Source organism: Thiomicrospira microaerophila, assembly GCF_000934765.1.
GTDB lineage: Bacteria > Pseudomonadota > Gammaproteobacteria > Thiomicrospirales > Thiomicrospiraceae > Thiomicrospira > Thiomicrospira microaerophila.
Genome location: NZ_KN882196.1, coordinates 111,956 through 137,292, shown reverse-complemented (window position 1 = coordinate 137,292; position 25,337 = coordinate 111,956). Strand labels below are relative to the sequence as shown.

Below are 25,337 nucleotides of genomic sequence, written 5' to 3'. Positions count from 1 at the left end.
CTCAACGCCTTAAACAATGCGCTAAGCTTAGTGTTTCAGTTTGAGCAAGCCTATGGCATGGAAGCGGCGCGCGTGGTGATGCGCAAGTTTGTGCAAGAATACACCACACTGCCGCATGTTGAGCGCATTGGCAAGGTGTTATACCGATGGGTGGTGCGTGATTTGCAAAAGCGATTGCCTAAGGGTATGATTAACGATAAAGAATTTGAGCGATTACAAGACTTGGAGAACCCGAACATGTTAGCGGAAAATGTTGAAAATTGGTTTGTGGAAGCAAGGCAGGAAGGTATGCAGCAAGGTATGCAGAAAGGCATACAGCAAGGCATACAGCAAGGTATGCAGCAAGGCAAGCAGCAAGGCAAGCTGGAAATGGGAATAGAATTGGTTCACCGATTTAATGTGTCTGTAAAAGTGGCGGCGGCATCGGCGAGCATATCAGTGAAAGAGTTAATGGACTACATAAAACAACACGATAAGCCTAATACCTAACCCAAAACAATAACGCCCCAATTATGGGGCGTTTTAATATCCTGAGTCTAAACGAGTCACGACAGACTCATTAAGGCGAGGGCGCTGAGATTAAAGGGTTTAACCCCATTGACGCATAATAAAAACCATTAAAAACATTTTAAAAACATTAAAAGGCCAGCCACTTTTATTTCTCACCACCTAAGCTGATGCAGCAACTCCAGCTCAGTGAGGACTTAGTCGATAGCTTCTGCCTAGGCAAGCTACTCAAAAGCTTTGGTCACGCCATCGGCAACACAACCGACCTTAACCAATACAAACAAGCACACAACCAACAACGCCAACGCGGTCAACACAGCGCTAAGCGACTATTTTCGTGAAGCTAATTTAAAATTATTTAAAAAAGGAAAAATCCTATGACCCATGTTATTCCCGGAATTAAGAGGACGGAATTAAGAGGACACCTACTGTAACGGCTTTCACTAAAAGGTTTTACCGCCGCTGGTAACACCCTAATGCGGTAACGCCCTAATGCAACGATAAATCGCGGCGTAACCGAGGCGGGTGTATCACAATACCCGCTCAACCAGCTTCCACACAATTATCCCCACTAACACCGGTATCGCGATCAGCATCGAGGTGTTTAATACCTTGTCATAACCTGAGCATGCTGCGTGTTGGAGTTGTTTGTATTCATCCAACACATCGCCACTCAGCTTGTCGCGCTTTAAATGTCGGCAATCTGGATCATAAACAATGAATATCAGTATGAGCAGTAGTACCGCATAGACGATTTCTTTCATTGGATTTCTCCTGTTTAGTTGTAGGTTTAATTTACGCTATCGATTTGCTTGACGCAAACCTCCCCAGTGAGGGAGGATTTGCTTTAGTTGAGGCGGCTTAGAGATACCGAACGTGCGCCGGTAGAGATTTGTGTGAAGTGAAAGTATTCCGGCAGTTGTGCAAACGCCTGCTCCCGCAACTGCAAGCCGGTACTAACTCGATCTGCGGCCTTGATCAGATTCGCTCCAATAAACTTCGGATAGCCATCTGACAGTTTCCACGTCAACATATATTCCAGCGCAACCGCCGCTTGCTGATAGGTTTTCTTGAGCTGTTTAAGCTCATCCGCAATCACACTCAAGCTGTAATACTCGTGTTTCACGTTAAACCCCTCGGTGGTTAACTCACCGTTAGGACTTAAGGTTTGGGTTTTGCCTATATCATGCAATAAGGCCGCCACTTGAGTTAAGTCTTTTTCGCGTTTCGAAAAATGGCTCACCTGATCCATCGCCGCTTTTACCATCTGCATACATTCCAGCGAGTGTTCTAATAGTCCACCCGGATAAGCATGATGATGATTCCGGCTCGCCGGATTCGCCACAAACCGCTTGGCCAGTTCGGGTTGACTGAATAACGCCCACATAAAACTCTGCAATGCCTTGCTGTCTAACTGACCAATGAATGCAAACACCGCCAACACCTGTTCACGGTTATACCCACAACCGATGACATAACTGGCATAGTCCAAACTATAAGGCAACACCACCAATGTCCAACCGACCACACCATTCAACTCATCCACCTCCACATCAATAAACAACCACTGATCCGCAGGAATATTAATCTCACGATAAGCCTGCATTAGCTCATGATACTGCGCATCACTTAACTCAAAAGTTAAGCCTGGTTGATCTAACGCATCCACCACCAAATGCTGACCATAATCAAACGAACCCAGCTGTTGTTGTAGCCCACTCATATAGCCAAACACATGATGAGTTTGAATCGGCGAGTCAAAGCTCGTCAAAAAATTATTGGATTGAATATTCATTACGCCACCTCCTGCCATTGCATTAATTCACGTTTTAACTGTGCCACTAAAAAACCTAACAACTCACTCGGCTCAATCCAATCCGCCTGCTTCAAGGTATCCGTTATCCAATTACACAACACCTGATGATTATTCAGTGCCGATGGATAATCCAAGATAAACGCCAACTCCGCTTTAGCGCTAAAATGAAACAGATACATCAGACTACTCACCAGCTTGTTCAGCGTGCGAGGATCGGAGAGATCGACAAGGTCTTGGCCAACTAGCGCTTGATCTACTTCTAAATAATGACGAGCATGTGTTGTGTGATTCATACGTCACCTCCTTTATTTATCGACACGGTATCGTTTAATAACTGATCCCAAAACGCGCCATCATCGCCCTTAGCATCCTGTGGGCCACCCTCAACATCATTTAGACTCACTTCGTCACCCTCCGACCTCACCCTCAGATTCTCCGGCAACAAATCCTGCCCCACGCTAATCTGACTCGTTAACAACCGATCCATCGCCGAGCCATCCTGATGAGTGAGGTTCGGCACATAACGTGCATACACCGTAAACAACATCTGCGTTGAACTATGGCCCATCTGCATCGCAATCCAGTTAGGGTTTTCACCCGCCGCTAACCAAATCGTCGCGGCCGTATGGCGGGTTTGATAGGGCTTGCGATACTCAATGCCTAAACGCCGTAACAATGGGCTCCACACCCGGCGTAAAAAATTCGGCGTATGCACCGGATTACCCGACTTCAACGCAAACACCAGCTCCTCGCGCTGCGGCTTAAACGCCTCTTTTCTCGCCAACAAACACTGATACACCAAACTCGACATATCCACCGCCCGTTGCGAACCATCGTTCTTCGTGTATTCCCACACCCCAGCTGAATAGGTCTCACGAATTAAAATCTGGCGGCGCTCAAAATCCACATACTTCCATTTAAGCCCATCCACCTCACCGGTTCGCAAACCAGTAAAGAAGCGCACCAACAAATAATCACGCCAATCCTCACGCACCTGCGAAATAATGCGATTTACCTCATGCAAAGAAAAAGGCGCGATATGCACTTTTTCCTCCTTCAAGGGTTTAATATTTAAATGAGGTGGCGTAAAATCAAACCGGTCGGCGGCCTCGCTCAGGATCATGTTTAAACACTTAACAAACTTGTTAATCGTTTTAGGCTTCAACTTACCGTTTGCTAACTTGGTCGTGAGAGAACGGTAAGCCAAAATATCCGCCTTAGTGATGTCACCGACTTCCTTTTCCCCAAAATGAGGAATCAGCCGGTTATCCAAATACGCCCGATAGCCCTTAGACGTCGCGGCTCGCCAAGTCGGCAAATAATCCGAAAACCACGTCTCAGCGAAATCTTTAAAGAGCGGGGTTTTGGTCACACCTGATTTTGCATTTGACTGCACCTTCTGCAGTTTTGCTAGCATTTTGCTATTTGGAAAATACTTCGCATAGTCAAACTGCCCCAAGGTCATCTCCGCCTCAATTTTCTGCATCACTTTTTCCAGCATCTTACGATTAGCTGGGGTGTCGGGTAGAGCGGTATATTCTTTGCAACGCGTTTTTAGAAATGAAAAGTCAAAGAACAGTTTGCCGCTTTCTTTTTTTACTCTAATGTGTCCCATAAAAAACTCCTTTCAATTTAGTTGGCAATACAAAAACTGCCATTCGACATAGGTATAGCTGATGAAAAATCAGAATCATTTGAAGCCTTGTGCATATCCTCTTCAATGTTCTCCCAGATGAATAAAATTTTGCGCTGACCGAAAGGTCGAATGTAATGACGCCCCTCAAGTAGCACGCTATCTTTAAGGTCATTGCGAATGGTGCGCGCATTGTATTTAATGCGATCTGATAACTCTTCTGTGGTTAGGTAGGTTAAATTCATGTTAAACTCCTGCTGTTTAAAGTTGATAATATCGATATAGCTGCTACTAAATCGATTTAGAATGTATTTTACAGATATTAAATATATATGCAATGCTTTTTATAGATTTTAAATAGATATTTTATAATTAGAATCAATTTTAAGGAGGTTGGACTATGATTGAATCCAATTTATCGACGTTAATGGGTGCGAGGCGTTTAAAAGTTATTGATGTTGCGAGGGAGTTAGAGCTGAATCGCAATACAATTGATTTGCTATATAAAGATGAGGCTAAGCGCATTGACCTAGAGGCGCTAGATAAGCTGTGTAATTACTTCAGTTGCACGCCTAATGATATTCTGAACTACACACCTTTGTCTAAGCAAAGCGAAAATGGGCAGTCAAAGACAGAAGAGGGTGTCAATTAAGTCCATTACTCATTTTTGGTGAAATGAGTGATTACGGTGTCCCTGATTTGTCCCTAATCTGTCCCCGAACTATTTTTGCAATATTTTTGAAATAGTATTTGACAGGCGCAAAGCCCGTATCTATAATACGCGCACACCGAATATGGCTGCATAGCTCAGTTGGTAGAGCAACGGATTGAAAATCCGTGTGTCCCTGGTTCGATTCCAGGTGCAGCCACCATATTTCGAAATACTTTTAAACGTTTATGTTATTAAGTATCTCAAAAAAATTGCGAGCGTGGTGGAATTGGTAGACACACCAGATTTAGGTTCTGGCGCCCACGGTGTGAGAGTTCGAGTCTCTCCGCTCGCACCATTTTTTAAACCCGAAGTTATTGATTAACTTCGGGTTTTTTCGTTTATAGATTTAAGAAACCCCTCTTTTCACAACCAGGCCTGGTTGTGGTTTCGTTGCTTTTCCCAATATAGTTGTTCTTTGTCAGTGGGGATATCTTTAGTTTAGGCAAGCTCATCATCTATTTTTGTAAATAATTATCAAAAACTTCATTGTTTCTATTTGACAGTTAAAATGCTTTTAGGTAGCATAGTAAATCAAGTTGATAGCTATTATCAATTCTATTATGTATAAGGTTTTAATAGTCAATGCGCAGGGGTAGGCGATGCAAACTTCAACAATCAATCTGGCACTCTCCGAAATCAAGTTGATTGAGTTATTTCGGTTGGGCGTGTTGTGTGCGGCGGATCTACATTGTTTAGATACCGTGAGCCGGGATGCTGTCCAGCGAATTTGTTTGCAAACCTGCGCCAAGGCGTTATGTCATCAATGTGACTGTAAAGCCTGTCCGATGCAATCGGTTAAACCCCAACAAATTAAATGGCTTATTCAACCCGGCCTGGTTGAGTAGTTAGATAAAACTGAGAAAACAAAACTAACCAAACTGAGGAAGCGCAATGTCAAAAAATAAATTTGTAGTCAAAACCCTAGTCATCAGCATGGCCGCCGCGATGGCCGCGCCAGTATTAGCTGACACCAAACAGTTACCGCGTATTGATGTAGTTGGCCAAGGCCAAGACGCGGTCGCCAAGCAATCGAGCGCTGTTTCTGTTATTACGAAAGATGAAATTGAGCGTTCTCAGCCACGCTCAACAGAAGATGTGTTGAAGCGTGTACCGGGTGTATACGTTAAAGGTGAGGAAGAATCTGCGGTTGTGGTGAATGTCGGGATAAGGGGGTTGCCCGCATCTGATTACAAAACGATGGTGTTAGAAGATGGTGTGCCGGTTCAGCCCGGTATATTTGTTGGGAACAGTCGCTATTACAATCCACGTATACAGCGGATGGATGGCGTTGAAGTTCATAAGGGCGCAACTCACCGTTATGGCCCTAACACAATCGGTGGGGTTATAAACTATATTACTAAAACACCTGATGATGGTTTTGCGGTGTCTGGAAAGGTTGGAAGCTGGAACACGCGAGAAGGCATATTGGAAATAGGTGGCAGTAACTCTTCAGGTGATGCCTTTTTTGGTTTGATTTATACCAAGGCTGATAGTGATGGCTTCCAGAACAAGGGTTATGATATGGAAGACCTGATGGTTAAAGCAGGTACAGCTATTGGTGATGATCAAATGATTAGTGTTAAGTTTAGCCAGTATAGCAATGATGCCAATATTTCTTATCGTGGATTATTTCCAGATGCCTATAAGGCAGGTGCGACATTTAACCCGGCACCCGATGATTATTTCTTAACTGAGCGCACGGCATTTGATATTAACCATGAATGGGATATTAGTGATGACGTCAAGCTTCAAACGCTAGTCTACTGGAGTGAAATGAGTCGTGATTATTGGCGATTTGGTCTGAAAGACCCTGTCACAACAATAAACAGCGCTGGTCAAACGGTTTGGAATTACAACGATACCGTTCAAGGCAATAATCGCTCGTTTGAACGTAAAGGTTTTGATACAAGATTGTCATTTAATCATGGCGGTTTTGGTATCAAAAACCAAGCAGAGCTGGGCTTAACCTTAATGAATGAAGAAATGACCGATGTAACGGTTCAGGCTAATAGAGCTACACCTCGTAATTCAGGTGCGCCTTCAAGAAATAGGCTTGATTCAGCGGACAGCCTTGCTGTCTATGGACAAAACCGGTTTGAAGTGACCGAACGCCTAGCTTTAACAGTGGGTTTGCGGATGGAAAGTTATGAGCAACGTCGTAACGATTTACGCAATGCAGACCCAACAGATAAGTTCTCAAATACAGAGTTTATGCCAGGTTTAGGCGCAACCTATCAGCTAAACGCTCAAGCCCAGTTGTTTGGTAGTGTTTATCGTGCCTTTTCTCCACCGCTTGTGGGTAGCGTGATAGGTTCGAATGATACGCCCACCGAAGCGGAGAAATCATTAAATATGGAATTTGGGGTGCGTGGTGCAAATCAAGCATTGAGTTATGAGTTGACTGCATTCCAAATGGATTTCTCAAATCAAATTGATCCAGGTATTTCTGGAATTAGCTCACCAAACGAAGGCAGCGCACTCGTTCAAGGTATCGAAGCGGCACTGGGTTATGACTTTAATAACGGCTTTACACTGGATGCAAATTTAACTTGGATTCCAACAGCTGAATATAGTGAGGATCGTGCATCGGGTGGCGCTAAAAAAGGTAACCGTTTTGAAAATTCTCCCGAAATTACCGCGAACTTAGCCTTGGGTTATTCGTTGGGGGCTTTGCAAACGGCGTTATTGGTAAATCATACCGGTGAATTTTATGGCAATGCGGCAAATGTTGAAGCGCTTACTGTTAACTCAACGGGTAACTGGGGTGGCAAGGTTGATGCGTACACCACCGCAGATTTAACAGCAAGCTATAAAGTTAACAAGCAATTTAATGTCTTTGGCGCCGTCAAAAACTTAACCGATGAGCGTTATGTCGCGGGCTTGCGTCAAGGGATTTACGCGGGTCCAGAGCGTTCTTTTGAATTGGGCGCCAAATATAAGTTTTAATTGTTAACTTCAAACTATTGCCACAAGCCACTCGGTTTCGTGATTCTTGCAACGAGTGGCATTATTTTTATCTATAATGATCTTAATGCCCCAATCTTGGGGCGCGTCATTAAGGAGAGAACCATGTTAAAACCAGAAATGATTGCCAAATTGAATGAACAGATTACGGCAGAGATGTATGCGTCGAATTTGTATTTACAAATGTCGGCTTGGTGTGAAGCGCAGGGCTTGTCGGGTGCGGCAGCGTTTTTCCGTCAACATGTGCCGGAAGAGTTGATGCACCGCGATAAGTTTATTGATTATTTAATTGAGTGTGACGCGCCCGTCACCGTGGGTGCGGTGGCGGCGCCACCCACTGAATTTAAAAACCTAGTCGATGTAATTAACAAGGCGTTTGAGCATGAGCTTAAAGTGACTGCGTTGATTAATGCAATGGCCGAAATGGCGTTGGATTTTAAAGATTTCAATACCTTTAATATGTTGCAGTACTTTATCGCCGAACAGCGTGAAGAAGAAGTCTTGTTCCGTGGCATTTTGGATCAGGTGAAGTTGGTGGCGTTTAAAGGCGAAACCGGTGAAGCGATGTATCTGATTAACCAGTATCTTCAACGTTTGGCGACAACGTCTAAACATTAAGATGTAACGTTATAAAATATAAAGAACCGAGCTTGTCTCGGTTTTTTTTGTGCCTAGATATGACGTGTTTCCACCATCCGGGTCAGTGCGAATGAATGCCCCAGGTCATTGCGAACACTCTCACCCACGTCATTGCGAACGAAGTGAAGCAATCTCCCAAGCCAGCGCACAGTCGGTTTGAGATTCCGGCCTTCGCCGGAATGACGGGTTGTGGTGCGTGGTCGGCTGCAGATTGCCGCGTCGCTTTGCTCCTCGCAATGACGTGGTTTTTGTTAAGGTAAATAAAAATAATTCTTGATTCGTTTTATTTAGTGTGTATAATGGTAATCGTTATCAAGTGGTCATCTTTATTTTTTGGAGTTAGGTTATGAATGCACATTTAAACAAGTTAGACGGCGCCACGCAAAGCATTGTCATTGCCTGTTTAGTGATTTCGTTTGTCACCATGCTTTTAGGTGCCTACTTTGCCAGCTAGTTCAACCGGAACTTTAGCAGCAGGTTAACATCGCTTTATTGTTTTTTTCATGTCTCTTTTAGTCCTTAACTTGGCAGCCTTTTGGCTGCCTTTTTTTTGGGTCAATTTAGCAAATACGGCTGTTTTACTTGAATATGCCGAGGTTCAGCATTATTATCTAGTATTATTTATTTTTGAGAAATCGATGAAAACAGTCAACGAAGCGATAGAATTTTTGGTGAGCCAGGCTAAGGTGAGTGAGGTTGTCGAATCCCGCTCCTTGGCGCAGGCTTTGGGTTGTGTGTTGGCGCAGGATGTGCGCTCGCCGGTGAATGTGCCGCCGCATGATAATTCGATGATGGATGGTTATGCGATTAATAGGGCCGATATTCAACCAGGCCTGGTGGTTAATGTCAGCCAGCGTATTCCGGCTGGTAGCGCGCCGCAGGCTTTGCAAACGGGTACAGCCGCGCGGATATTTACCGGCGCACCCATACCGGCTGGCGCGAATGCGGTGGTGATGCAGGAGATGGCGCAGGCGTCTGAAGCAGGGGTGGTATTTGAAACGCTGCCGCAGGCGGGGGAGAATATTCGCCGCTGTGGAGAGGATATCGCCGCTGATTCGATAATTTTAAAAGCAGGGCAAAGGTTGCGCCCGCAAGATCTGGCGTTGATTGCGTCAGTGGGTCAAGCGGCGGTGGCGGTGTTTAAACCCTTAACGCTGGTGACCTTTACCACGGGGGATGAGTTGCTGCAGCCGGGGCAAGCGCCGCAAGCCGGTAAAATCTATAATTCCAACCACACATTATTAAACACCCTTGTCGCGCAGTTAGGTTTTAACTGGGTCGATTTGGGGCAGGTGGAAGATACCTTAGCGGCGACGCAAGAAACGCTTAAAAAGGCGGCGAGCTTGGGTGATGTGATTATTACCACCGGTGGCGTGTCGGTTGGCGAGGAAGATCATATTAAACCCGCGGTTGAAAGCCTGGGCTCGCTGAGCATGTGGCAGGTAAAAATGAAACCTGGCAAGCCGTTGGCGTTTGGCGAGGTGTTGGGTAAGGCGTTTTTGGGCTTGCCTGGCAATCCGGTGTCGGCGTTCACGACCTTTAATTTGTTCGCCCGTCCGTTTTTGTTGGCGATGCAGGGGGCAAAAGATTTAACACCTAAATCGGTATGGGTGAGCGCAGATTTTGATTGGCTAAAACCTGGGTTTCGCCGCGAATTTGTGCGCGCACGTCTCGAAAATCAACAGCAAACCAGTTATGCTCAGCTTTATCACCATCAAGGCTCTGGCGTGTTAACCTCCACCGTTTGGGCTGAGGGCTTAGTGGTGATTCCGGAAGATCGCGTTATTCATCGCGGCGATAAGGTAGAATACATCAGCTTCGATGTGTTTTAGGAGAGGAGCAGTATGTCTGAAGAAAAGCGTTTAGAAATCGAGATTGGATGGTATAAAGTAGTTTTTGCAATTTTAGTGGTAACGGATATTTCTTTATTGGCTTGGGTAGCTCAAAATGTATATATTGCGAATAATATATTGCTAGTTTTTTCTTTGATAGCAATTGCATTTGTAACCTTGGGTATCTATCTTATTAATAAGCGAGTGTTTAAATGTCTTGATAGAATCGAGGAGATATAGCGTGGACTATATAGTGATATTAGCTTTGGTTATTTTTATAGCTGGCTTAATGGCGGTTGTCTATGAGGCTTATACTCATAAGAAGACAAAGTCTTAAGTCTCTCAGGGAAAAACAATGACGCAGTTAACGCATTTAGATGAAAAAGGGCAGGCGCGGATGGTGGATGTGAGTGATAAGGCGCACACCGAACGCGAAGCGAGGGCGATGGCGGTGATTCACATGTTGCCCAATACCTTGCAGATGATTACGGAGGGCAAGCATAAGAAGGGCGATGTGTTAGCCACCGCGCGGATAGCCGGGATTATGGCCGCCAAGCGCACGCCAGATTTAATTCCAATGTGTCATCCGTTGATGCTCACCTCGGTGAAGGTCGAGTTGACACCGAATATTGAAAATTCAACGGTGGAAATTATCGCCATCTGTAAACTGGTGGGTCAAACGGGTGTGGAGATGGAGGCCCTAACAGCCGCCAGTACAGCCGCATTGACGCTGTACGATATGTGTAAAGCCGTGGATAAGGGGATGGTGATTAACCAGTTGCAATTGTTAGAGAAGAAGGGCGGCAAGTCGGGTCATTGGACGCGTACTGCTAATTAACCCCCTCTCACTCAAGTTCGACATTCTCGCGCCCACTCAATCACTTAGGAGTATGAGTGGGCGCGCTGGCACTTAGTGCGGCTGGTGGTCAATTTCACCGCTAGCTTTGAGCATGTCATACCAAGCATCACGCAATTGCGTCATGATTTCCAACGCATTTTCAAGTTGCTCGGTATTCTTTTCATAGACCGCATCTTGAATGCATTGGTCCGCATATTGATAAAGCGCTTCAAGATCATAGGCCAGTGGTGTTTGCCCACTGAGGTGTAGACGATCACGCAGTGCATCGATAATGGTGGTTATGCGGCCGAGGTGGAAGCCTTTTTCCACTAGTGAGTTGGTGTCGTGGCAAAGCTTGGCAAGGGTTGCCTTGTCGACCGCGCCTTGTAATAACATTAAAATAGTTTTACGTGGATTATCCGCTAATACCTTTTCGACATCAGGTTGGCGGGTATATTCCTTGAGAATTGCGCCCTCAATCGCTTGGGGCGCAGTATGAACTCCAATATTCATAATCATTTTCCTTGTGTGTTCGCTGTTATAGCTAAGCACCTCTATTCTGAGGTGTTGAAACACAAGGAATTAAGCAGAAACTATGCCATCAATGAGTAGCTAGAATAATACCTTTACTGCAAATGATGCATTTTTGGCTTTTTCTCTTGCTATTTCAAGGGTTTCGCCACGCGCTAAGGTTACGCCCATACGACGGCGACCGGCTATTTCGGGTTTGCCAAACAAGCGTAGTTGGGTATCTGGCTGGGCGAGGGCGCTATCTAACCCCTCAAAACAGGTTTGGGTTGAATGGCCTTCCGGCAAAATAACGCTGGAGGCGGAGGGGCCGTGTTGCTGAATATTGGGAATCGGCAAGCCTAGAATCGCACGTACATGCAGTGCAAATTCAGACAGGTCTTGTGAAATCAAGGTCACCAAACCGGTATCATGCGGGCGCGGTGAAACTTCGCTGAATATCACCTCGTCGCCTTTAACAAACAGCTCGACCCCAAACAGACCCCAGCCACCTAGCTCCGTGGTCACCCGCTCCGCCATGCGCTGTGCTTCGCTCAAGGCGTTAGCCGACATGGGGTGCGGCTGCCAAGATTCGCGGTAATCGCCATCAATTTGAATATGACCAATCGGTGGGCAGAAGCTTGTACCGTCTTTGTGACGAATGGTTAGCAGGGTGATTTCATAATCAAAATCGACAAAGCCTTCAACAATCACTTTGCCTTTGCCAGCGCGGCCGCCTTCTTGCGCATACAACCAGGCCTGGTTGATTTGCTCCGAGGTTTTGATGGTGCTTTGGCCCTTGCCGGATGAGCTCATAATCGGCTTGACGACACAGGGTAAACCTATGTCTTTTACCGCTTGATTAAACTCATCTTCTGTTGCAGCAAACCGATAGGCGGAGGTTTTTAAACCGAGGGTTTCAGCCGCTAAACGACGGATGCCTTCACGGTTCATCGTGAGTTGGGTGGCGCGTGCGCTGGGAATCACCTTGAAGCCTTCAGTTTCGAGTTCCGCCAAGGTGTCGGTGGCAATCGCTTCAATTTCAGGCACGATGTAATGAGGTTTTTCTTGCTCAATCAACGCACGTAACGCCGCGCCATCGAGCATATTGATCACATGGCTGCGGTCGGCCACCTGCATCGCTGGGGCATTGGGGTAGCGATCAACCGCAATCACTTCAACGCCTAATCGTTGCAGTTCAATCACGACTTCTTTGCCTAGCTCACCCGCACCGCAAAGCATGACGCGGGTGGCGGTGGCGGAAAAAGGGGTTCCAATACGGCTCATAGCGGCTCCTTGTCAAATTGTTTAATCATTTCGACCACCACGCGGGTGGAATGGTCGGCGGCCTGGGCTAAAAACGCATCAAATGCCAGTACATTTTCTTTGCCCGCGATATCCGACAGCGCCCGAATCACCACAAACGGTGTGCCAAATTGATGGCAAACTTGCGCTACGGCGGCGGCTTCCATTTCGCAGGCAATCATCTCGGGGAATTTTTCGCGGGTGGTCGCCACATCATCAGGCAGGTGCATAAAACGATCACCGGTGGCAATCAATCCGTGCATATGCGCTACTTCGCCGAGTGCTTCTATGGCTGCTTGGGCTTTTTTAATTAACGCGGCATCGGGGATAAAACAGGCTGGCAGACCGGGTACTTGACCAAACGCATAGCCAAACGGCGTGACATCAACGTCATGATGGCAAACTGAACGACTAATCACGATGTCGCCCACTTCAAGGTCAGTATGAAAGCCGCCGGCTGAGCCGGTGTTGATTACCGCGACAGGTGCAAAGCGGTCAATTAAAATGCTGGTACTCATCGCGGCATTGACCTTGCCGATGCCGGAGCGCAGAACAACGACGGGTTGCTGCGCGATTTGCCCTTGGTAAAACTCAAAGCCGGCGATGGTTTGGGTGGTGAGGTTTTGGATTTGTTCGCGCAGAAGAATCACCTCTTCTTCCATTGCGGCAATAATCGCCAGCGTCATACCGCGTTACCCAGTTCACGCAGTTTGTCGTCGGCTAATAACATATCTTCGTTATGCATCACGCCGACCCCCTTGTCGAGGATACCTTGTGCGATTTGCTTGGCTTCGTCTAGCGAATGTAGGTTGCAGGTACCGCATTGGTAAAGATTGAGTTCTGGAATGTCTTGTTCGTTTTTCACCTCCAGCACATCGCTCATCGCTTTTTTCCAAGCCTCGCCCACGCGTTTTTCATCCGGCGTACCAATCAGGCTCATATAAAATCCGGTGCGGCAGCCCATTGGCGAGACGTCAATAATTTCAACATCGCTGCTATTGAGATGCTGGCGAATAAAACCCGCAAATAAATGTTCGAGGGTGTGGATGCCACGCTCGCCCATGATTTCTTCATTCGGCTTGCAAAAACGTAAATCAAACACGGTAATCGTGTCGCCCTTAGGGGTGGTCATGGTTTTGGCAACACGCACGGCGGGGGCGGGCATAATGGTATGGTCAACGCGAAAGCTATCTAGTAGTGGCATGAGGGGAATCCTTTTGAGTTAAATGATAAACAATTGTTATTCTAACAAAACCAAGCGAAACACTGGGAAAAGAAATGTGAGTTTTAGCCGATCTTATAACCAGGCCTGGTTGTCAGAAAGGGCTTTTTGCAGCGCGTCTAGGTTGAGTGGTTTGGTTAGAAAGCCATTCATCCCCGCGTCAAAGCAAGCTTTCTGGTCTTCTTGGAATGCATTTGCGGTCAATGCAATAATCATCGGTTGATGCAGATGGGGCAGGGCGCGGATAAAGCGGGTAGCAGCAAGCCCATCCATCTTAGGCATTTGCATGTCCATTAATACCACATCGTAATCCTGTTGCTGCATGTATTCGGTGGCTTCAAGGCCATTATTTGCCACATCGGGTTTCACCCCGAGTTTTTCTAGGAATTTGACCACCAGCATTTGGTTAATCGGGTTGTCTTCAGCGACCAGCAGTTTAAGGTGGCTAAAGTCTTGATGCTGCGCCGCATTTTGTTGTTTGTCGCCGAGGCTTTGAGTGGGTTCGCCATAAAACTCGAAACAAAAGCGACTGCCCTTGTCCGGCTCACTCTCCACCCAAATGCGTCCTTGCATGGCTTTAACAATATGCATGCAAATGGCTAATCCCAACCCTGTGCCACCAAACTGGCGCGTGGTGGAGGAGTCGGCTTGTTGAAACGCTTGAAACAGCTTTTTTTGCGCCTGCTCGCTAATCCCAATGCCGGTGTCAATGACTTGAACCTTCAAATAATCCGCTTGTTCACAGGGTGTGATTCGAATGGTGACCGAACCTTTAAGAGTGAATTTAAGGGCGTTGGAGATTAGATTGAAAAACACCTGACGCAAACGGGTTGGGTCGCCTTTAATCCAGCTGGGAATGGAGGGGTCGAGATCCAGCTGAAGGGTGAGGTGTTTGTCATCGAATTGCGGTTTAAAAATAAACACCAGTTCATCGAGTAGTTTTTTAAGACTCAGTGGAATCGATTCTAGTTCGAGCTTGCCCGCTTCAATTTTTGAGTAGTCGAGGATGTCATTAATCAAGCTCAGCAGGTTTTGCCCGGAGCTTTTTAATACATTCAGATAGGTGCGCTGTTCTTCGTTAATCTCGGTGTGCAACAACAAGTCCGTCATGCCAATCACCCCATTCATCGGGGTGCGAATTTCATGGCTCATGGTGGCTAGAAACTCGCTCTTCGCCTTGGTGGCTGCTTCCGCTCTGTCCAGCGCGACACGTAAATCGTTTGTGGCGTCTAACACCGCCTGCTCAAGGTTGTTTGCTTGTTGTTGGAGCGCTAGATTGGTTTGATAGAGCGCTAGACTTTTCTCTTCAAGCAGACTCTCGGCTTCTTTTCGCGCACGCTTTTCACGCTCAAGCCGCCGTTGCCAACGGGTTTCAAGTTGGCTGATGTCGGCCGTGGTTGGGTTTGTCATTAGGTATATGGCATCGTGTACTAAGTTGCGTTAAGCCGCTACACGACTGACCGTGAAGCGTGTTACATTGGCGCTGATGTCATTGCGCTCAATCTGCAGGTTTTCACCAAAGTGCGCACCACAGCCTTTGATCAATCCTTCGGCCAGGTCTGAGAAATGACGGGGTGACTGGTAGTCCATGATAAGTGTTTCACCCTCAAAATGGCAATCAAATTTAGGTAGTTGCGCATCGGGGTAAAGCTTGATGACTTCGGCGTGGATAATGTCTTCAATACCGGACAGAAAAGTCAGCGCATCAGGTACGTCGGCAAAAAAGCTTGGATAGTTGGTGGCAAAAATGGTGAAGACATGCTCACCAAAAACTTTGACCAGTGTATCCACCGGAATCTCGGTGCGTTTCGATAGCGCAACGACCATGTCGACTAACTCTTGATGGTCATAGGTGCCCACAGAGGTATAAGCCGCCCCCGATGCGGGATTCGCATCATCAATGATGTCATCGACCATATCCGCTGAAAATTTGTTTTCTACCATGTCTAGAAATTCAGTAAATACCATGCCTTTCATTGTGCGCTCCTTCTGTTTGCGTTTTGTGGGTATTATCTTAAACGCATTTTAGGAGCCTGTCGGACTTAAGTCAATCGACGGTCAAAAAGTCAGGGCGGGTTTTTAATTCCTTGCAAAGGCTTGTGTGGCGGGTTTGATAAGTATGTAATAAGCATGGTCTATCTGGGTATATCTATAATTGATGGCGAACAGTCTTTATTTCGGCTATGCTCACTGCTTTGATTCGGGTGTTTGGAGTGACTTAATGTGATAGGCGAGCAAGGCTGAATGTATATAAAATGTAAAGCGTTTTTTTTGCTTTGGATGGGGGCGGCGGTGCTTTCGGTTGTGCAGGCGCAGACCGTCAGCTTGGAGTTGCGCCCTGGGTTTTATCTGCAAGCAGCGTATGATCAACCGCAGCATAACGATAAGCGTGTGGCCGTGTTGGTTCAGCATGGGTTTTTAACCACCAATCAGTTTCATACTATCCGCAGCATAGTGCAGGCGATCAATGACTTAGGTCTGAGCGCACTTAGTCCAAATATGAGTTATGGTATTAGTGAGCGTCGCGATTCGCTCAAGTGTGATAGTTTACATACCCATACGCTTGAAGATAATCGGATGGAAATCAATGCGTGGGTTGATTGGTTGGTGGCACAGGGTTATGAGCATATTGTGTTATTGGGACACTCTAGTGGCAGTCAAGATTTACTATTCAGTCAAGCTACAGAGCCCCATTCGGCGGTGGCGCTGTTGATTGTCACCAGTGTTTTTTACTTTAATGGTGAAGGTGTGGGAGCCAAAGCATCCGATTGGTCGCGAGCACGTCATATGATGTTAACGGGCTCACCTAGGCCTGCGTCTTTTAGTCTGCTCTTTTGTCAGGATAATTTTTACGCTACCCCACAAAGTCTACTTTCTTACTCTCAGTTAACACGCCAGCAAAACCTGGCGAATTTCGCCTATATTGCGGTGCCGGTACATGCGATTATGGGCACAAGTGATGAGATTTTACAAAACGTAGGTGTGGACTGGCTCGATGATTTAGTACGTGTGGGTGTTGAGATGCATCTTATCGACGGTGCTAACCATTTTTTCTCTAGCTTGCATGAGTTTGATCTTCAGGAGCGTTTATTAACTATTTTAACGGCGTTTAACGCGGAGCGGAACTGATGCGTCGATGGTTTAAGCCGATCAAAGCGAAGTGGCACATGGTGGTGTTTTTAAGCGCGTCTCTTGGCTTGTACTTATTTATGTTTTGGTATTTGTATGCCAGTGCGCAGCAAATTCGTGATCAGTCGTCTGCGCAAGTGTACCGGGCCGCTCAGCAAGAGCTTGTAGCCGAGGTGAAACGTTTTATTGCTTATTCAGAACAGGAGGCACAGCGCCTTGCGGATTGGGATGAGGTGCGCCAACAATTGAGCCAACCGCGCTATTATTTTTTTTGGCGTAATGAGCGGGTAAAAGTGTCGCATCAATGGCGACCTTATTTTAATGAGCTTGAAATTTATGATGCGCAAGGGCGCCAATTATTTCAAAAGGGGCCAAATGATCCGGTTTCCCCTTTTTTGCCAGAGCGGGTGTCACCCCATGCCTCACAGTTTCATTTTGCACAGGCGCAGCTTACACACCGTGTTTTTATTCAGGTTGATCAGCGACAATCGGGTCAAAAAATAGGTTATTTAGGGCTAAATATTGATTTAGTAACCTGGCTGAAAACCCAAGCGCAGTTTCAATTTATCGAACGCACAAGCCTCGTTGCTAAGCCTCATTTTGAGGGGCAGGCGCTCGATGTTTCGGCGCTGTTGGCGCAGCCAGAGCAGTACATCGCTTTTAGCGTACTCGTCAACCCGGTGGATAATTATTTATGGCCATTGATTCAGGACTTCATTCGCTATGTGCTGTTATATGCGGTATTGATTGCCATTCTATTTATGTTGTTTTTTCGCTACAGTTTGGTGCGCCCGCTGGCTAGCTTAACAGGATACTTAGCCGAATTAAAAAATAAGCCTGACCAAGTGGTCACTTATCAAGCCAGTTATTTTGTGAGTGAGTTTGAAGATTTACAAGCGTCATTATCGAGTTACAATCGTGCGTTGGTGCAGGCGCAAGAAAAAATCGATGCGCAGCGTGAGTTAGCTTATCAGCAGTCGCGCACTGACGCCTTGTCAGGTCTAGCAAATCGACGCGCCTTTGATGAGGCGTTGGATTATTTAGCCCGCAGGCTATCTGACTCCACCGTGCCGATCGGTTTTATGTTGTTAGATTGTGATTACTTTAAGGCGATCAATGATACCTATGGGCATGATGTTGGCGACCAGGTGATTCGCTTGACAGCAAAGGGTTTGGTCGAGACAGTGCCGACGACGGCCCAGACCTTTCGTATTGGGGGTGATGAGTTTGCGATTGTGTTGGCAGGGCTGGATGCGGATGGGCTATCAGATCTCGCTAAGCGCTGTTTGAATCATTTAAAACAGATGCCTTTTGCCGCGCTGGGTATACAGGAGCGGGTGCAATTCAGTGTCGGACTGAGTAGCGCATTGACACCAAAGGCGGTGGATAGCCTGCATAAACAGGCCGATATCGCATTGTATAATGCTAAGCATTCCTTGCATGATAAGATTCAGCTGTTTGTTTCCGAGGCGCTCAGCGCGGGTAAAACACTGGTATCTAATGAGCGCGTTGCCACCATTATGGCCGCGTTGCAAACCGGTGAAGGTATCGAAATGCATTTGCAACCGATTGTCGATGCACAACAGCAGACCCTATACTACGAGTCATTGGTGCGGATTAAAACAGCGGATGGCTTGATTTTTCCGGGTGAAATTTTTGATGTGGTCAATCATCGGCGTTTAGAGGTCGATTTGGATTTGCAAGTAATACAGTCGTTGACGCAGTTGATTGAAAGCGGCAAGGTGCCTGTGAAGACAGGTGTGTCACTTAATTTATCACCCCAAACCTTGTTGCAGTTGGATTTAGATAAACTATTGGCGAATCTGGCGCAGTATACTTGTAAGTATAAAATGGTAGTGGAGGTGACAGAAACCACTTTGATTACGAATATGGGTTTAGTGTCTGAAAAACTCGAAACCTTGCGAAAATTAGGTTTTCAGATTGCGCTGGATGATTTTGGCAGCGGTTATTCGTCGATTCGCTATTTAGCGAATATGCCTGTTGATATTATTAAGTTTGATATTACCTTAACCCATGCGCTCAATTTAGATGGCAAAACCCGTGGTATTATTGAGTCTACCGCCACCATGATTCGTCAAGCGGGTTATCAGTTGGTGATGGAGGGTATTGAGCTTCCAGAACAGTTTGAGTCTGCAAAACAAGCCGGCGCTACGGGTTTTCAGGGCTACCATTTTGGTCGACCCCAGGCCGTTTAAACTAGGCTCAGAGGTGAACTGGGCCATTTTTTCTTATTTCGTCATTTTCTGCCTTTATAATCCATGTCTATATTTAAATGAACGCATGGAACAACAATGAACAATAAACTTATAACCTTGATTGCCGCCAGCAAACACTGGGTATCCGACCAGTCGCATATTACCCAGTTTGAACGTTATGAAGGCGAGTTGAGCCATAAAAAATTCGCGAGGCGTTTAGTTGATTTATACCGTGCGGATGCCAATCTTTTTGCGCAGGTCAGTCAGAAATGGGTAGCAGGGTTTGAAATCGAATTTTATCTTGCACCTGAGCAAATAGGGCTGTTCGCGCAGTCCATTGATCAAATAATGCCGCGTGACCAGGTGTTATTAGTGAGCCTAGAACAGGTGCCTAAAACCGATGGGAAAAACTTTTATTTGATTGCGGAGCGAACCGGCTGCCCTCCTGCAGGTTTACAAAGCTATGAGCTAGTGAGTCCAAAACTCGACCCCTTGTCGTTGATTTATTATTTACATGCGTTTTGTAAAAAGTTGAAACAGTTTGACGCACAAGACGCTCAAGATATCGGCTTTCACCTGCATTTTTCAACCGAAGGCTGTGGGCGATTGTCACCCTTGGCGGTGGTGTATTGTTTAGACCAAGCCGGCTTGTTGAGTTTTAAATCGAGAAAATTTAGCCGCGATATTGTCAGTCAGCTTTTCGATTATCAGCCAGAGGATTGGGCATTTATTTTTAAGCGTGTGCTTAAGAAAAATTACAGTATTAACTTTTTGGATTTTGCCAATAACAATCACTTTGAGTTACGTGCATTAGGCGGTAAAGGCTATTTATTTGATAGCAAAAATAATCCGGCTGATTATGCACTGCGGTGTTTGTTAGCTTTAACGGCGGCCTTGACGTTATCTGATAAAAAATTGGCGAAATTAATTCAACAGCAATATTCACTGGATAAACGCCTTGTCAAACTTAACCAAGTTGATTATGCAACACTCGAATCAAAACCCAAGAGCACGATATGGCGTGCTTGTTTTTAGTCAACCGGTTTAAAAACTGGGTTTACTTGTTTCATTGTTGTACAACTGGTGTATAATGCGTGGCATTGATTAGGTGAAGTTTAAAGGACTTGTGATGCAAAAAGCGGAGTTGGTAACACAGAATATTGTTTTGAACCAAGGCGAGGTGGAAGCCAAGCGCGCTGAAATCAGGCACTATTTTAATACGACTTGTGATGCTTATGAGGCGTTGTTTGACTGCTTGGTGAACGATCAAGCCTATTATCAGAGGCCCTGTTCTTTGCGTCATCCGTTAATTTTCTATTTTGGTCATACCGCCACTTTTTTCACCAATAAGCTAGTGTTAGCCAAGTTATTGCCCCAGCGCATTAATCCTAAAATCGAATCCATGTGCGCGATTGGGGTCGATGAAATGTCGTGGGATGACTTGAACGAGGCGCATTATGCTTGGCCGGCGGTAGATGAAGTGCGTGTTTACCGCCAGCAAGTGCGTGCGGCGGTGAATCAATTAATTGATGCGGTGAGCTTTAGTCTGCCGATTGATTGGCAAAGCCCTTTGTGGCCTGTGATGATGGGGATTGAGCATGAGCGTATTCACCTTGAAACCTCATCGGTATTGATTCGCCAGCTGGATTTGGCTTTTGTACAATCATCCGATTTGTTTGCTATTTGCCCAGAACGGGGTGAGGCACCGGCAGAGAATAAGTTGCTTGCTGTACAACCAGGCCTGGTTGATATTCAGCATCAAGATCCCGCTAAATTTTATGGCTGGGATAATGAATACGGTTCTCATCGTGCGCAAGTGCAGGGCTTTAAGGCGTCAGAATTTTTAGTGTCCAACGGAGAGTTTTTAGCTTTTGTTGAAGCCGGCGGTTATGATAACGCGACCTATTGGGATGAGGAGGGCGACCGTTGGCGTCAGTTTAGCCCCGTCAAGCATCCGAGCTTTTGGGTGCTAAAAACGCAAAACAACCACCAGGCCTGGTGGTTACGTTGCATGACCGAAGAAATCCCTATGCCGTGGAATTGGCCCGTTGAGGTGAACTTTCTTGAAGCGGCGGCGTTTTGCCGCTGGAAAGCCAAGCAAACGGGTAAACCGATTCGCCTGCCTTCTGAAGACGAATACTTGCGGCTCCGTGATCAAACCGATGCGTTGAATCATCAAGCCTCGGCGAATATTAATTTGCAGCAGTATGCCTCGTCAGTGCCGGTCGATCAGTGTGAAATGAAGGGTTTTTATGATGTGGTCGGCAATGTTTGGCAGTGGACAATGACACCGATCTATCCGTTTGATGGTTTTAAGGTTCATCCGTTGTATGATGATTTCACTACGCCGACGTTTGATAATAAACATAATATTTTTAAGGGCGGTAGCTGGATTTCAACCGGTAATGAGATTAACGGCCATTCGCGTTATGCGTTCCGTCGTCACTTTTTTCAACATGCGGGTTTTCGTTATATAGAATCGGATGCGCCAGTGCAAACCGAATTTGCGACCTATGAAACCGATCCAGCCGTCGCCCAAGCCTGTGAGTTTCATTATGGCACTAATCCGTTCGGCCTGGCAAACTTTGCGCAAACCTATGCGCGTTTAGCCATCGACTGGGCGCAACAGGATAAGGATTTGGCGGCGCGTGATCATTTAAAAGTGCTTGAGGTTGGCTGCTCGGTTGGGCGCGGCTGTTTTGAACTCGGCAAGCACTTTGATGAGGTATTGGGGCTGGATTTTTCAGCGCGTTTTATCAATGCCGCGAATCGGATGCAACAAACAGGGTCCTTGTTGGCGACCTTGCCATTAGAAGGCGAGATTATGGATTTTAAGGAATACCGACTCGCGGATAGTGAGTTGGAGAAGGCGGCTGCGCGTTGTCGTTTTATGCAACAAGATCCAAGTAACCTAAAGCCAATTTTTAGCGGTTACGATATGCTGTTGGCGATGAATGTGATTGAGCGGCTGTATGAGCCGAAAAAGTTTATTCAGGATATTGCCCATCGTTTGAATACAGGCGGGCTATTGATGCTGGGTTCGACCTATGATTGGCGCGAACAATATACGGCCAAAGCCCACTGGTTAGGTGGCTATAAAGACGCGCAATCCGGCGAAAATGTGACCACGCTTGAAACATTGGATGCCTTGCTGAGTAGCGACTTTGAGCGCATAGCAGCGCCACAAGATATTGAGATGCTGGTGCCAGAAACCGCGCGTCGTTTTGGGCATTATATTAGTCAGGTTACGCTATGGAAAAAGAAGTAAAGGAAAGCTCAATCGGCCAAAATGCAATCGACCTGAATCAGCCGATTTCGCGCTTAAATACTTGGGCAGAAAAATATGACCTGCGCCAAGCCTTGTTTGGCGCGGAGGATGTGTTGCCTATGTGGGTGGCGGATATGGATTTGCCGACTCCGCCGTTTATTCTTGACGCATTGCGTGAACGCTTGGCGCATCCAATTTTGGGTTATACCTTGGCGCCAGCGAGTGTGTATAAGGCGGTGTGTGATTGGCAGGCACAGCACGGTTATCAGGTGAGCGCGTCGCAAATCCTGTTTACCCATAACGTCGCCAATGGTTTGTTTCTGGCGGTGCAGGCCTTAACCCAGCTCAACGATGCGGTGTTGATTATGCCGCCGATTTATCCGCCGTTTGCCAAGGCCGTGACATTAAATCAACGCCAACTGGTGAGTACGCCCTTGGTGTTAATCGACCAGCAGTATCAAATAGATTGGGTGGCGGTTGAACAGGCCATTCAACAGCATTCGGTCAAGTTGTTGTTGTTTTGCAACCCGCATAATCCATCAGGACGCGTTTGGCATAGAGACGAGTTGCGACGTTTGGCGGAGCTCTGTTTGCGTTATAAGGTGATCATCGTATCGGATGAAATTCACTCGGACTTGGTTTACTCGCCTTATCAACATACCCCGATGGCCAGTCTATCTGCCGACATTGCCCAGCAAACCTTAACCCTTAGCTCACCGGGCAAAACCTTTAACCTCGCGGGGCTGCAAATCGGCTATGCCATCGCGGCCAATCCGCAGCATAAATCCGCGCTGCAAGCCGCTTGCGCTCGGGTGAAGATTGAGGATTTAAACCTGATGGCCTTAGTTGCATTGCAAGCCGCCTATTGCGAACAGGGCAAGGCTTGGCGTGATGCGCTGTTGAATCATTTCACCGATAATATCAATCGGCTTGATACGTTTCTTGGTGAACATTTTCCGCTGGTAAAGCTTGTACGTCCGCAAGCCTCTTATTTAGTCTGGTTGGATTTCCGGACGATGTTTGCCGATCATCAGGCATTAAAAACCTGGCTGATTGATCAGGCTAAACTTGGACTGAACGATGGGCTATCCTATGGCGAAAGTGGACGCGGCTTTATGCGCATCAACTTGGCAGTGCCGCGATCGACGCTTGAACAGGCGCTATTGCAACTAGGTCAAGCGGCAGCATCAATCGACGCCCAGCCTCTCCCACTCAAATCCGGCTAGGTTTTTTTCATGGCTGTCAAAGTGGATACCCATCAGATAAATAGGTTTTTGATGGTCGAGATATTTGCTGGCATAGTCTTTGTCTTTTATTTGCTGTAGAGCATGGGTTTTGTCTGTCGCATCGACCTTAAACTCGAGGATGTAAATCGCGTTGTCCATTTTGATGGTTAAATCAATCCGGCCTTGATTGGTCACATCTTCACCGATAATATTCAGCCCCAAACTTTGTAAATAGACATAGATGACACTGGCGTAAAAGCCTTCATAGTTTTTCATGTCGTTTTTAATGAAATTGTTGTAGGGAATGCTGGCGAATAGACTCACCAATGACTGCTTGAAGCTTGCCATATCCGATTCCAGCAAACTTTTATAAATATGGGTTTTGGCGGGTGTCGGGTGTTTGTCTTGAATAATGGTATCAATAATGGTGTCGTTCAGGGATTGCTTGACTTCTTTGTTTGGAATCTTGAGTGTGTATTCTAGGGTGTCAAACAAGGTGGTTTGAACGCTGTCGATGGTGAGATAGCCGCTTTGATAGAGAATGACTTCTAAATCCAGGTTTTCAATGTCAAAACTATTGAGCAGTTTTTCATCTACCCGTAGGTTGGCGAGGTTGGGCAGGAAGTAGGATTGTTTTTTGATCAGTTCGATTAAAAAGGTCGGTGTACCGCTTTCAAACCAGTAGTTGCTAAAGATCTGTTCGTTGGCAATAAACTTGAGGATGTCAAACGGGTTATACATTTGACTGCCCAAGAAATTGTAACCGTTGTACCATTCTTTAAGCTTATCCATGTCCACACCTTTTAAGTAAGGTGCAAAGGTGGTTTCCACATCGTTTTGGCTGTAACCACAGATATCGCCATATTTTCTATGCAAAGAAATGTCGGTGATGTTGTTCAGCCCGCTGAAAATAGAGGTTTTAGTAAACTTGCTCACGCCGGTCAAAAACGCAAACCGTAAAAACTCATCACTGCCTTTAATCACGCTGTAAAAGTTAACCAGACCATCACGGATTTCTTGGGCAAGGGGGGTGTTGGTGATGTTGTCGAGAATCGGTTTGTCGTATTCATCGACCAGCACCACGACTTTTTGGTTGTACTTTTCATTGGCTTTACGAATGAGTTCGCTGAAACAACGGCGATCACGCGCCTCAAATTGACAGGTGATACCTAGCCGTTGTTGATTGTAGATAAATATCTCTTCAAACTTATCCTCAAGGTCTTTAAACGATTTGATTTTCCCTTCAGCAAATGAGATTTGAATCACCGGATAGCTAACATCCCAATTCCATTGGTTTTCTATCGCTAAACCGCTAAACAGGGATTTATTGGCTTCAAAAATATTGCGCAGAGTATCCAGAAATAATGACTTACCAAAGCGTCTGGGGCGGCTTAAAAAAACATATTTGTAATTCTGTAATAGCGCATGGGCAATCCCTGTCTTATCGACATAAACATAATCATCCTCGCGGATTTCACTGAAGGTTTGGATGCCTATTGGTAGTTTTTTAAGTTGTCTCATTG

25 protein-coding genes, 2 tRNA genes and 1 pseudogene are annotated in these 25,337 nt (G+C 46.2%); 16 read left to right on the top strand and 12 right to left on the bottom strand.

Annotated features, from left to right (window positions below; translation table 11 throughout):
- Together NA59_RS13420 and NA59_RS15255 are read left to right on the top strand one after the other, a co-directional pair.
- A pseudogene (locus NA59_RS13420) lies at window positions 1–489 on the top strand (hypothetical protein); the annotation flags it as partial.
- A 188-nt stretch (window positions 490–677) separates the two neighbouring features.
- A complete protein-coding gene (locus NA59_RS15255; RefSeq protein WP_157792648.1) occupies window positions 678–848 on the top strand; it encodes a hypothetical protein in 171 nt (56 codons plus the stop codon).
- Window positions 849–1,037: 189 nt separating this feature from the next.
- Here NA59_RS15255 and NA59_RS13415 read toward each other — a convergent pair whose 3' ends face one another.
- From NA59_RS13415 to NA59_RS13395, 5 genes are all read right to left on the bottom strand, one after another.
- Window positions 1,038–1,271: a hypothetical protein gene (locus NA59_RS13415; protein ID WP_044413925.1), complete on the bottom strand. Its 234-nt coding sequence runs from the start codon at window positions 1,269–1,271 to the stop codon at window positions 1,038–1,040.
- A gap of 83 nt (window positions 1,272–1,354) precedes the next feature.
- Window positions 1,355–2,302, bottom strand: a complete 948-nt coding sequence (locus tag NA59_RS15860) for an HD domain-containing protein (RefSeq protein ID WP_044413923.1) — start codon at window positions 2,300–2,302, stop codon at window positions 1,355–1,357.
- Window positions 2,302–2,616, bottom strand: coding sequence for a hypothetical protein (locus tag NA59_RS13405; protein ID WP_044413921.1), 315 nt, complete (start codon window positions 2,614–2,616; stop codon window positions 2,302–2,304). The genes NA59_RS15860 and NA59_RS13405 overlap by 1 nt, the downstream gene beginning before the upstream one ends.
- On the bottom strand, window positions 2,613–3,938 hold the full coding sequence (locus tag NA59_RS13400; protein WP_044413918.1) for a site-specific integrase: 1,326 nt from the start codon (window positions 3,936–3,938) through the stop codon (window positions 2,613–2,615). The genes NA59_RS13405 and NA59_RS13400 overlap by 4 nt, the downstream gene beginning before the upstream one ends.
- Before the next feature lie 17 nt (window positions 3,939–3,955).
- A complete protein-coding gene (locus NA59_RS13395) occupies window positions 3,956–4,201 on the bottom strand; it encodes a hypothetical protein (protein ID WP_044413915.1) in 246 nt (81 codons plus the stop codon).
- Between the two features lie 155 nt (window positions 4,202–4,356).
- On the opposite strand from NA59_RS13395, the gene NA59_RS13390 reads away from it, so the two are divergent.
- The 9 genes from NA59_RS13390 (at window position 4,357) to moaC (ending at window position 10,941) form a co-directional block, all read left to right on the top strand.
- Complete coding sequence (locus NA59_RS13390; RefSeq protein ID WP_044413912.1) at window positions 4,357–4,608, top strand: helix-turn-helix domain-containing protein; 252 nt, start codon at window positions 4,357–4,359, stop codon at window positions 4,606–4,608.
- 144 nt (window positions 4,609–4,752) lie between these two features.
- Window positions 4,753–4,828, top strand: a tRNA-Phe gene (locus NA59_RS13385).
- 51 nt (window positions 4,829–4,879) lie between these two features.
- Window positions 4,880–4,963, top strand: a tRNA-Leu gene (locus tag NA59_RS13380).
- A 304-nt stretch (window positions 4,964–5,267) separates the two neighbouring features.
- A complete protein-coding gene (locus NA59_RS13375) occupies window positions 5,268–5,513 on the top strand; it encodes a hypothetical protein (protein ID WP_044413909.1) in 246 nt (81 codons plus the stop codon).
- 46 nt (window positions 5,514–5,559) lie between these two features.
- Window positions 5,560–7,614, top strand: coding sequence for a TonB-dependent receptor family protein (locus NA59_RS13370; RefSeq protein WP_044413906.1), 2,055 nt, complete (start codon window positions 5,560–5,562; stop codon window positions 7,612–7,614).
- Window positions 7,615–7,737: 123 nt separating this feature from the next.
- The gene (locus NA59_RS13365; RefSeq protein WP_044413904.1) at window positions 7,738–8,250 is read left to right on the top strand and encodes a ferritin; all 513 of its coding nucleotides are present in this window, start codon (window positions 7,738–7,740) and stop codon (window positions 8,248–8,250) included.
- A 659-nt stretch (window positions 8,251–8,909) separates the two neighbouring features.
- The gene (locus NA59_RS13360) at window positions 8,910–10,103 is read left to right on the top strand and encodes a molybdopterin molybdotransferase MoeA (protein ID WP_044413982.1); all 1,194 of its coding nucleotides are present in this window, start codon (window positions 8,910–8,912) and stop codon (window positions 10,101–10,103) included.
- A gap of 12 nt (window positions 10,104–10,115) precedes the next feature.
- Window positions 10,116–10,343, top strand: coding sequence for a hypothetical protein (locus NA59_RS13355; RefSeq protein WP_044413900.1), 228 nt, complete (start codon window positions 10,116–10,118; stop codon window positions 10,341–10,343).
- Window positions 10,344–10,458: 115 nt separating this feature from the next.
- Window positions 10,459–10,941: a cyclic pyranopterin monophosphate synthase MoaC gene (gene moaC, locus NA59_RS13350; protein WP_044413897.1), complete on the top strand. Its 483-nt coding sequence runs from the start codon at window positions 10,459–10,461 to the stop codon at window positions 10,939–10,941.
- 72 nt (window positions 10,942–11,013) lie between these two features.
- Here the strand turns inward: moaC and NA59_RS13345 are convergent, their stop codons facing one another.
- From NA59_RS13345 to NA59_RS13320, 6 genes are all read right to left on the bottom strand, one after another.
- Complete coding sequence (locus NA59_RS13345; protein WP_083945094.1) at window positions 11,014–11,454, bottom strand: flagellar export chaperone FliS; 441 nt, start codon at window positions 11,452–11,454, stop codon at window positions 11,014–11,016.
- Between the two features lie 99 nt (window positions 11,455–11,553).
- Window positions 11,554–12,735 (bottom strand): formate-dependent phosphoribosylglycinamide formyltransferase, encoded by a 1,182-nt coding sequence (gene purT / locus NA59_RS13340; protein ID WP_044413891.1) that lies wholly within the window; start codon window positions 12,733–12,735, stop codon window positions 11,554–11,556.
- The gene (gene mtnN, locus NA59_RS13335) at window positions 12,732–13,439 is read right to left on the bottom strand and encodes a 5'-methylthioadenosine/S-adenosylhomocysteine nucleosidase (protein ID WP_044413888.1); all 708 of its coding nucleotides are present in this window, start codon (window positions 13,437–13,439) and stop codon (window positions 12,732–12,734) included. Before mtnN ends, purT begins: the two co-directional genes overlap by 4 nt.
- On the bottom strand, window positions 13,436–13,957 hold the full coding sequence (luxS, locus tag NA59_RS13330) for an S-ribosylhomocysteine lyase (RefSeq protein WP_044413885.1): 522 nt from the start codon (window positions 13,955–13,957) through the stop codon (window positions 13,436–13,438). Before luxS ends, mtnN begins: the two co-directional genes overlap by 4 nt.
- 93 nt (window positions 13,958–14,050) lie before the next feature.
- Window positions 14,051–15,385, bottom strand: coding sequence for an ATP-binding protein (locus NA59_RS13325; RefSeq protein WP_052501700.1), 1,335 nt, complete (start codon window positions 15,383–15,385; stop codon window positions 14,051–14,053).
- Between the two features lie 30 nt (window positions 15,386–15,415).
- Window positions 15,416–15,952, bottom strand: coding sequence for a heme NO-binding domain-containing protein (locus tag NA59_RS13320; RefSeq protein WP_044413883.1), 537 nt, complete (start codon window positions 15,950–15,952; stop codon window positions 15,416–15,418).
- Between the two features lie 267 nt (window positions 15,953–16,219).
- On the opposite strand from NA59_RS13320, the gene NA59_RS13315 reads away from it, so the two are divergent.
- From NA59_RS13315 to NA59_RS13295, 5 genes are all read left to right on the top strand, one after another.
- Entirely contained in the window at window positions 16,220–17,104 is an 885-nt protein-coding gene (locus NA59_RS13315; protein ID WP_044413880.1) for an alpha/beta hydrolase, read from the top strand.
- On the top strand, window positions 17,104–19,320 hold the full coding sequence (locus NA59_RS13310) for an EAL domain-containing protein (RefSeq protein WP_044413877.1): 2,217 nt from the start codon (window positions 17,104–17,106) through the stop codon (window positions 19,318–19,320). The genes NA59_RS13315 and NA59_RS13310 overlap by 1 nt, the downstream gene beginning before the upstream one ends.
- Before the next feature lie 96 nt (window positions 19,321–19,416).
- Window positions 19,417–20,355, top strand: a complete 939-nt coding sequence (locus NA59_RS13305; RefSeq protein ID WP_044413874.1) for a hypothetical protein — start codon at window positions 19,417–19,419, stop codon at window positions 20,353–20,355.
- Window positions 20,356–20,449: 94 nt separating this feature from the next.
- Window positions 20,450–22,588, top strand: a complete 2,139-nt coding sequence (ovoA, locus tag NA59_RS13300) for a 5-histidylcysteine sulfoxide synthase (RefSeq protein WP_044413871.1) — start codon at window positions 20,450–20,452, stop codon at window positions 22,586–22,588.
- Window positions 22,573–23,814, top strand: a complete 1,242-nt coding sequence (locus NA59_RS13295) for a MalY/PatB family protein (RefSeq protein ID WP_044413869.1) — start codon at window positions 22,573–22,575, stop codon at window positions 23,812–23,814. Before ovoA ends, NA59_RS13295 begins: the two co-directional genes overlap by 16 nt.
- Here the strand turns inward: NA59_RS13295 and NA59_RS13290 are convergent.
- Window positions 23,776–25,335, bottom strand: a complete 1,560-nt coding sequence (locus tag NA59_RS13290) for an ATP-binding protein (protein WP_044413866.1) — start codon at window positions 25,333–25,335, stop codon at window positions 23,776–23,778. The genes NA59_RS13295 and NA59_RS13290 overlap by 39 nt on opposite strands.
- Between the last annotated feature and the right edge of the window lie 2 nt (window positions 25,336–25,337).

Coding starts and splice junctions, on each gene's coding strand:
- NA59_RS13355 (WP_044413900.1), top strand. CDS start 10,116: ATGTCTGAAGAAAAGCGTTTAGAAATCGAGATTGGATGGTATAAAGTA.
- NA59_RS13295 (WP_044413869.1), top strand. CDS start 22,573: ATGGAAAAAGAAGTAAAGGAAAGCTCAATCGGCCAAAATGCAATCGAC.
- luxS (WP_044413885.1), bottom strand. CDS start 13,957: ATGCCACTACTAGATAGCTTTCGCGTTGACCATACCATTATGCCCGCC.
- ovoA (WP_044413871.1), top strand. CDS start 20,450: ATGCAAAAAGCGGAGTTGGTAACACAGAATATTGTTTTGAACCAAGGC.
- NA59_RS13375 (WP_044413909.1), top strand. CDS start 5,268: ATGCAAACTTCAACAATCAATCTGGCACTCTCCGAAATCAAGTTGATT.
- NA59_RS15255 (WP_157792648.1), top strand. CDS start 678: ATGCAGCAACTCCAGCTCAGTGAGGACTTAGTCGATAGCTTCTGCCTA.
- NA59_RS13310 (WP_044413877.1), top strand. CDS start 17,104: ATGCGTCGATGGTTTAAGCCGATCAAAGCGAAGTGGCACATGGTGGTG.
- NA59_RS13290 (WP_044413866.1), bottom strand. CDS start 25,335: ATGAGACAACTTAAAAAACTACCAATAGGCATCCAAACCTTCAGTGAA.
- NA59_RS13345 (WP_083945094.1), bottom strand. CDS start 11,454: ATGAATATTGGAGTTCATACTGCGCCCCAAGCGATTGAGGGCGCAATT.
- NA59_RS13395 (WP_044413915.1), bottom strand. CDS start 4,201: ATGAATTTAACCTACCTAACCACAGAAGAGTTATCAGATCGCATTAAA.
- NA59_RS13390 (WP_044413912.1), top strand. CDS start 4,357: ATGATTGAATCCAATTTATCGACGTTAATGGGTGCGAGGCGTTTAAAA.
- NA59_RS13370 (WP_044413906.1), top strand. CDS start 5,560: ATGTCAAAAAATAAATTTGTAGTCAAAACCCTAGTCATCAGCATGGCC.
- NA59_RS13325 (WP_052501700.1), bottom strand. CDS start 15,385: ATGACAAACCCAACCACGGCCGACATCAGCCAACTTGAAACCCGTTGG.
- moaC (WP_044413897.1), top strand. CDS start 10,459: ATGACGCAGTTAACGCATTTAGATGAAAAAGGGCAGGCGCGGATGGTG.
- NA59_RS13305 (WP_044413874.1), top strand. CDS start 19,417: ATGAACAATAAACTTATAACCTTGATTGCCGCCAGCAAACACTGGGTA.
- NA59_RS13400 (WP_044413918.1), bottom strand. CDS start 3,938: ATGGGACACATTAGAGTAAAAAAAGAAAGCGGCAAACTGTTCTTTGAC.
- NA59_RS13320 (WP_044413883.1), bottom strand. CDS start 15,952: ATGAAAGGCATGGTATTTACTGAATTTCTAGACATGGTAGAAAACAAA.
- mtnN (WP_044413888.1), bottom strand. CDS start 13,439: ATGACGCTGGCGATTATTGCCGCAATGGAAGAAGAGGTGATTCTTCTG.
- NA59_RS13415 (WP_044413925.1), bottom strand. CDS start 1,271: ATGAAAGAAATCGTCTATGCGGTACTACTGCTCATACTGATATTCATT.
- NA59_RS13315 (WP_044413880.1), top strand. CDS start 16,220: ATGTATATAAAATGTAAAGCGTTTTTTTTGCTTTGGATGGGGGCGGCG.
- NA59_RS15860 (WP_044413923.1), bottom strand. CDS start 2,302: ATGAATATTCAATCCAATAATTTTTTGACGAGCTTTGACTCGCCGATT.
- purT (WP_044413891.1), bottom strand. CDS start 12,735: ATGAGCCGTATTGGAACCCCTTTTTCCGCCACCGCCACCCGCGTCATG.
- NA59_RS13405 (WP_044413921.1), bottom strand. CDS start 2,616: ATGAATCACACAACACATGCTCGTCATTATTTAGAAGTAGATCAAGCG.
- NA59_RS13365 (WP_044413904.1), top strand. CDS start 7,738: ATGTTAAAACCAGAAATGATTGCCAAATTGAATGAACAGATTACGGCA.
- NA59_RS13360 (WP_044413982.1), top strand. CDS start 8,910: ATGAAAACAGTCAACGAAGCGATAGAATTTTTGGTGAGCCAGGCTAAG.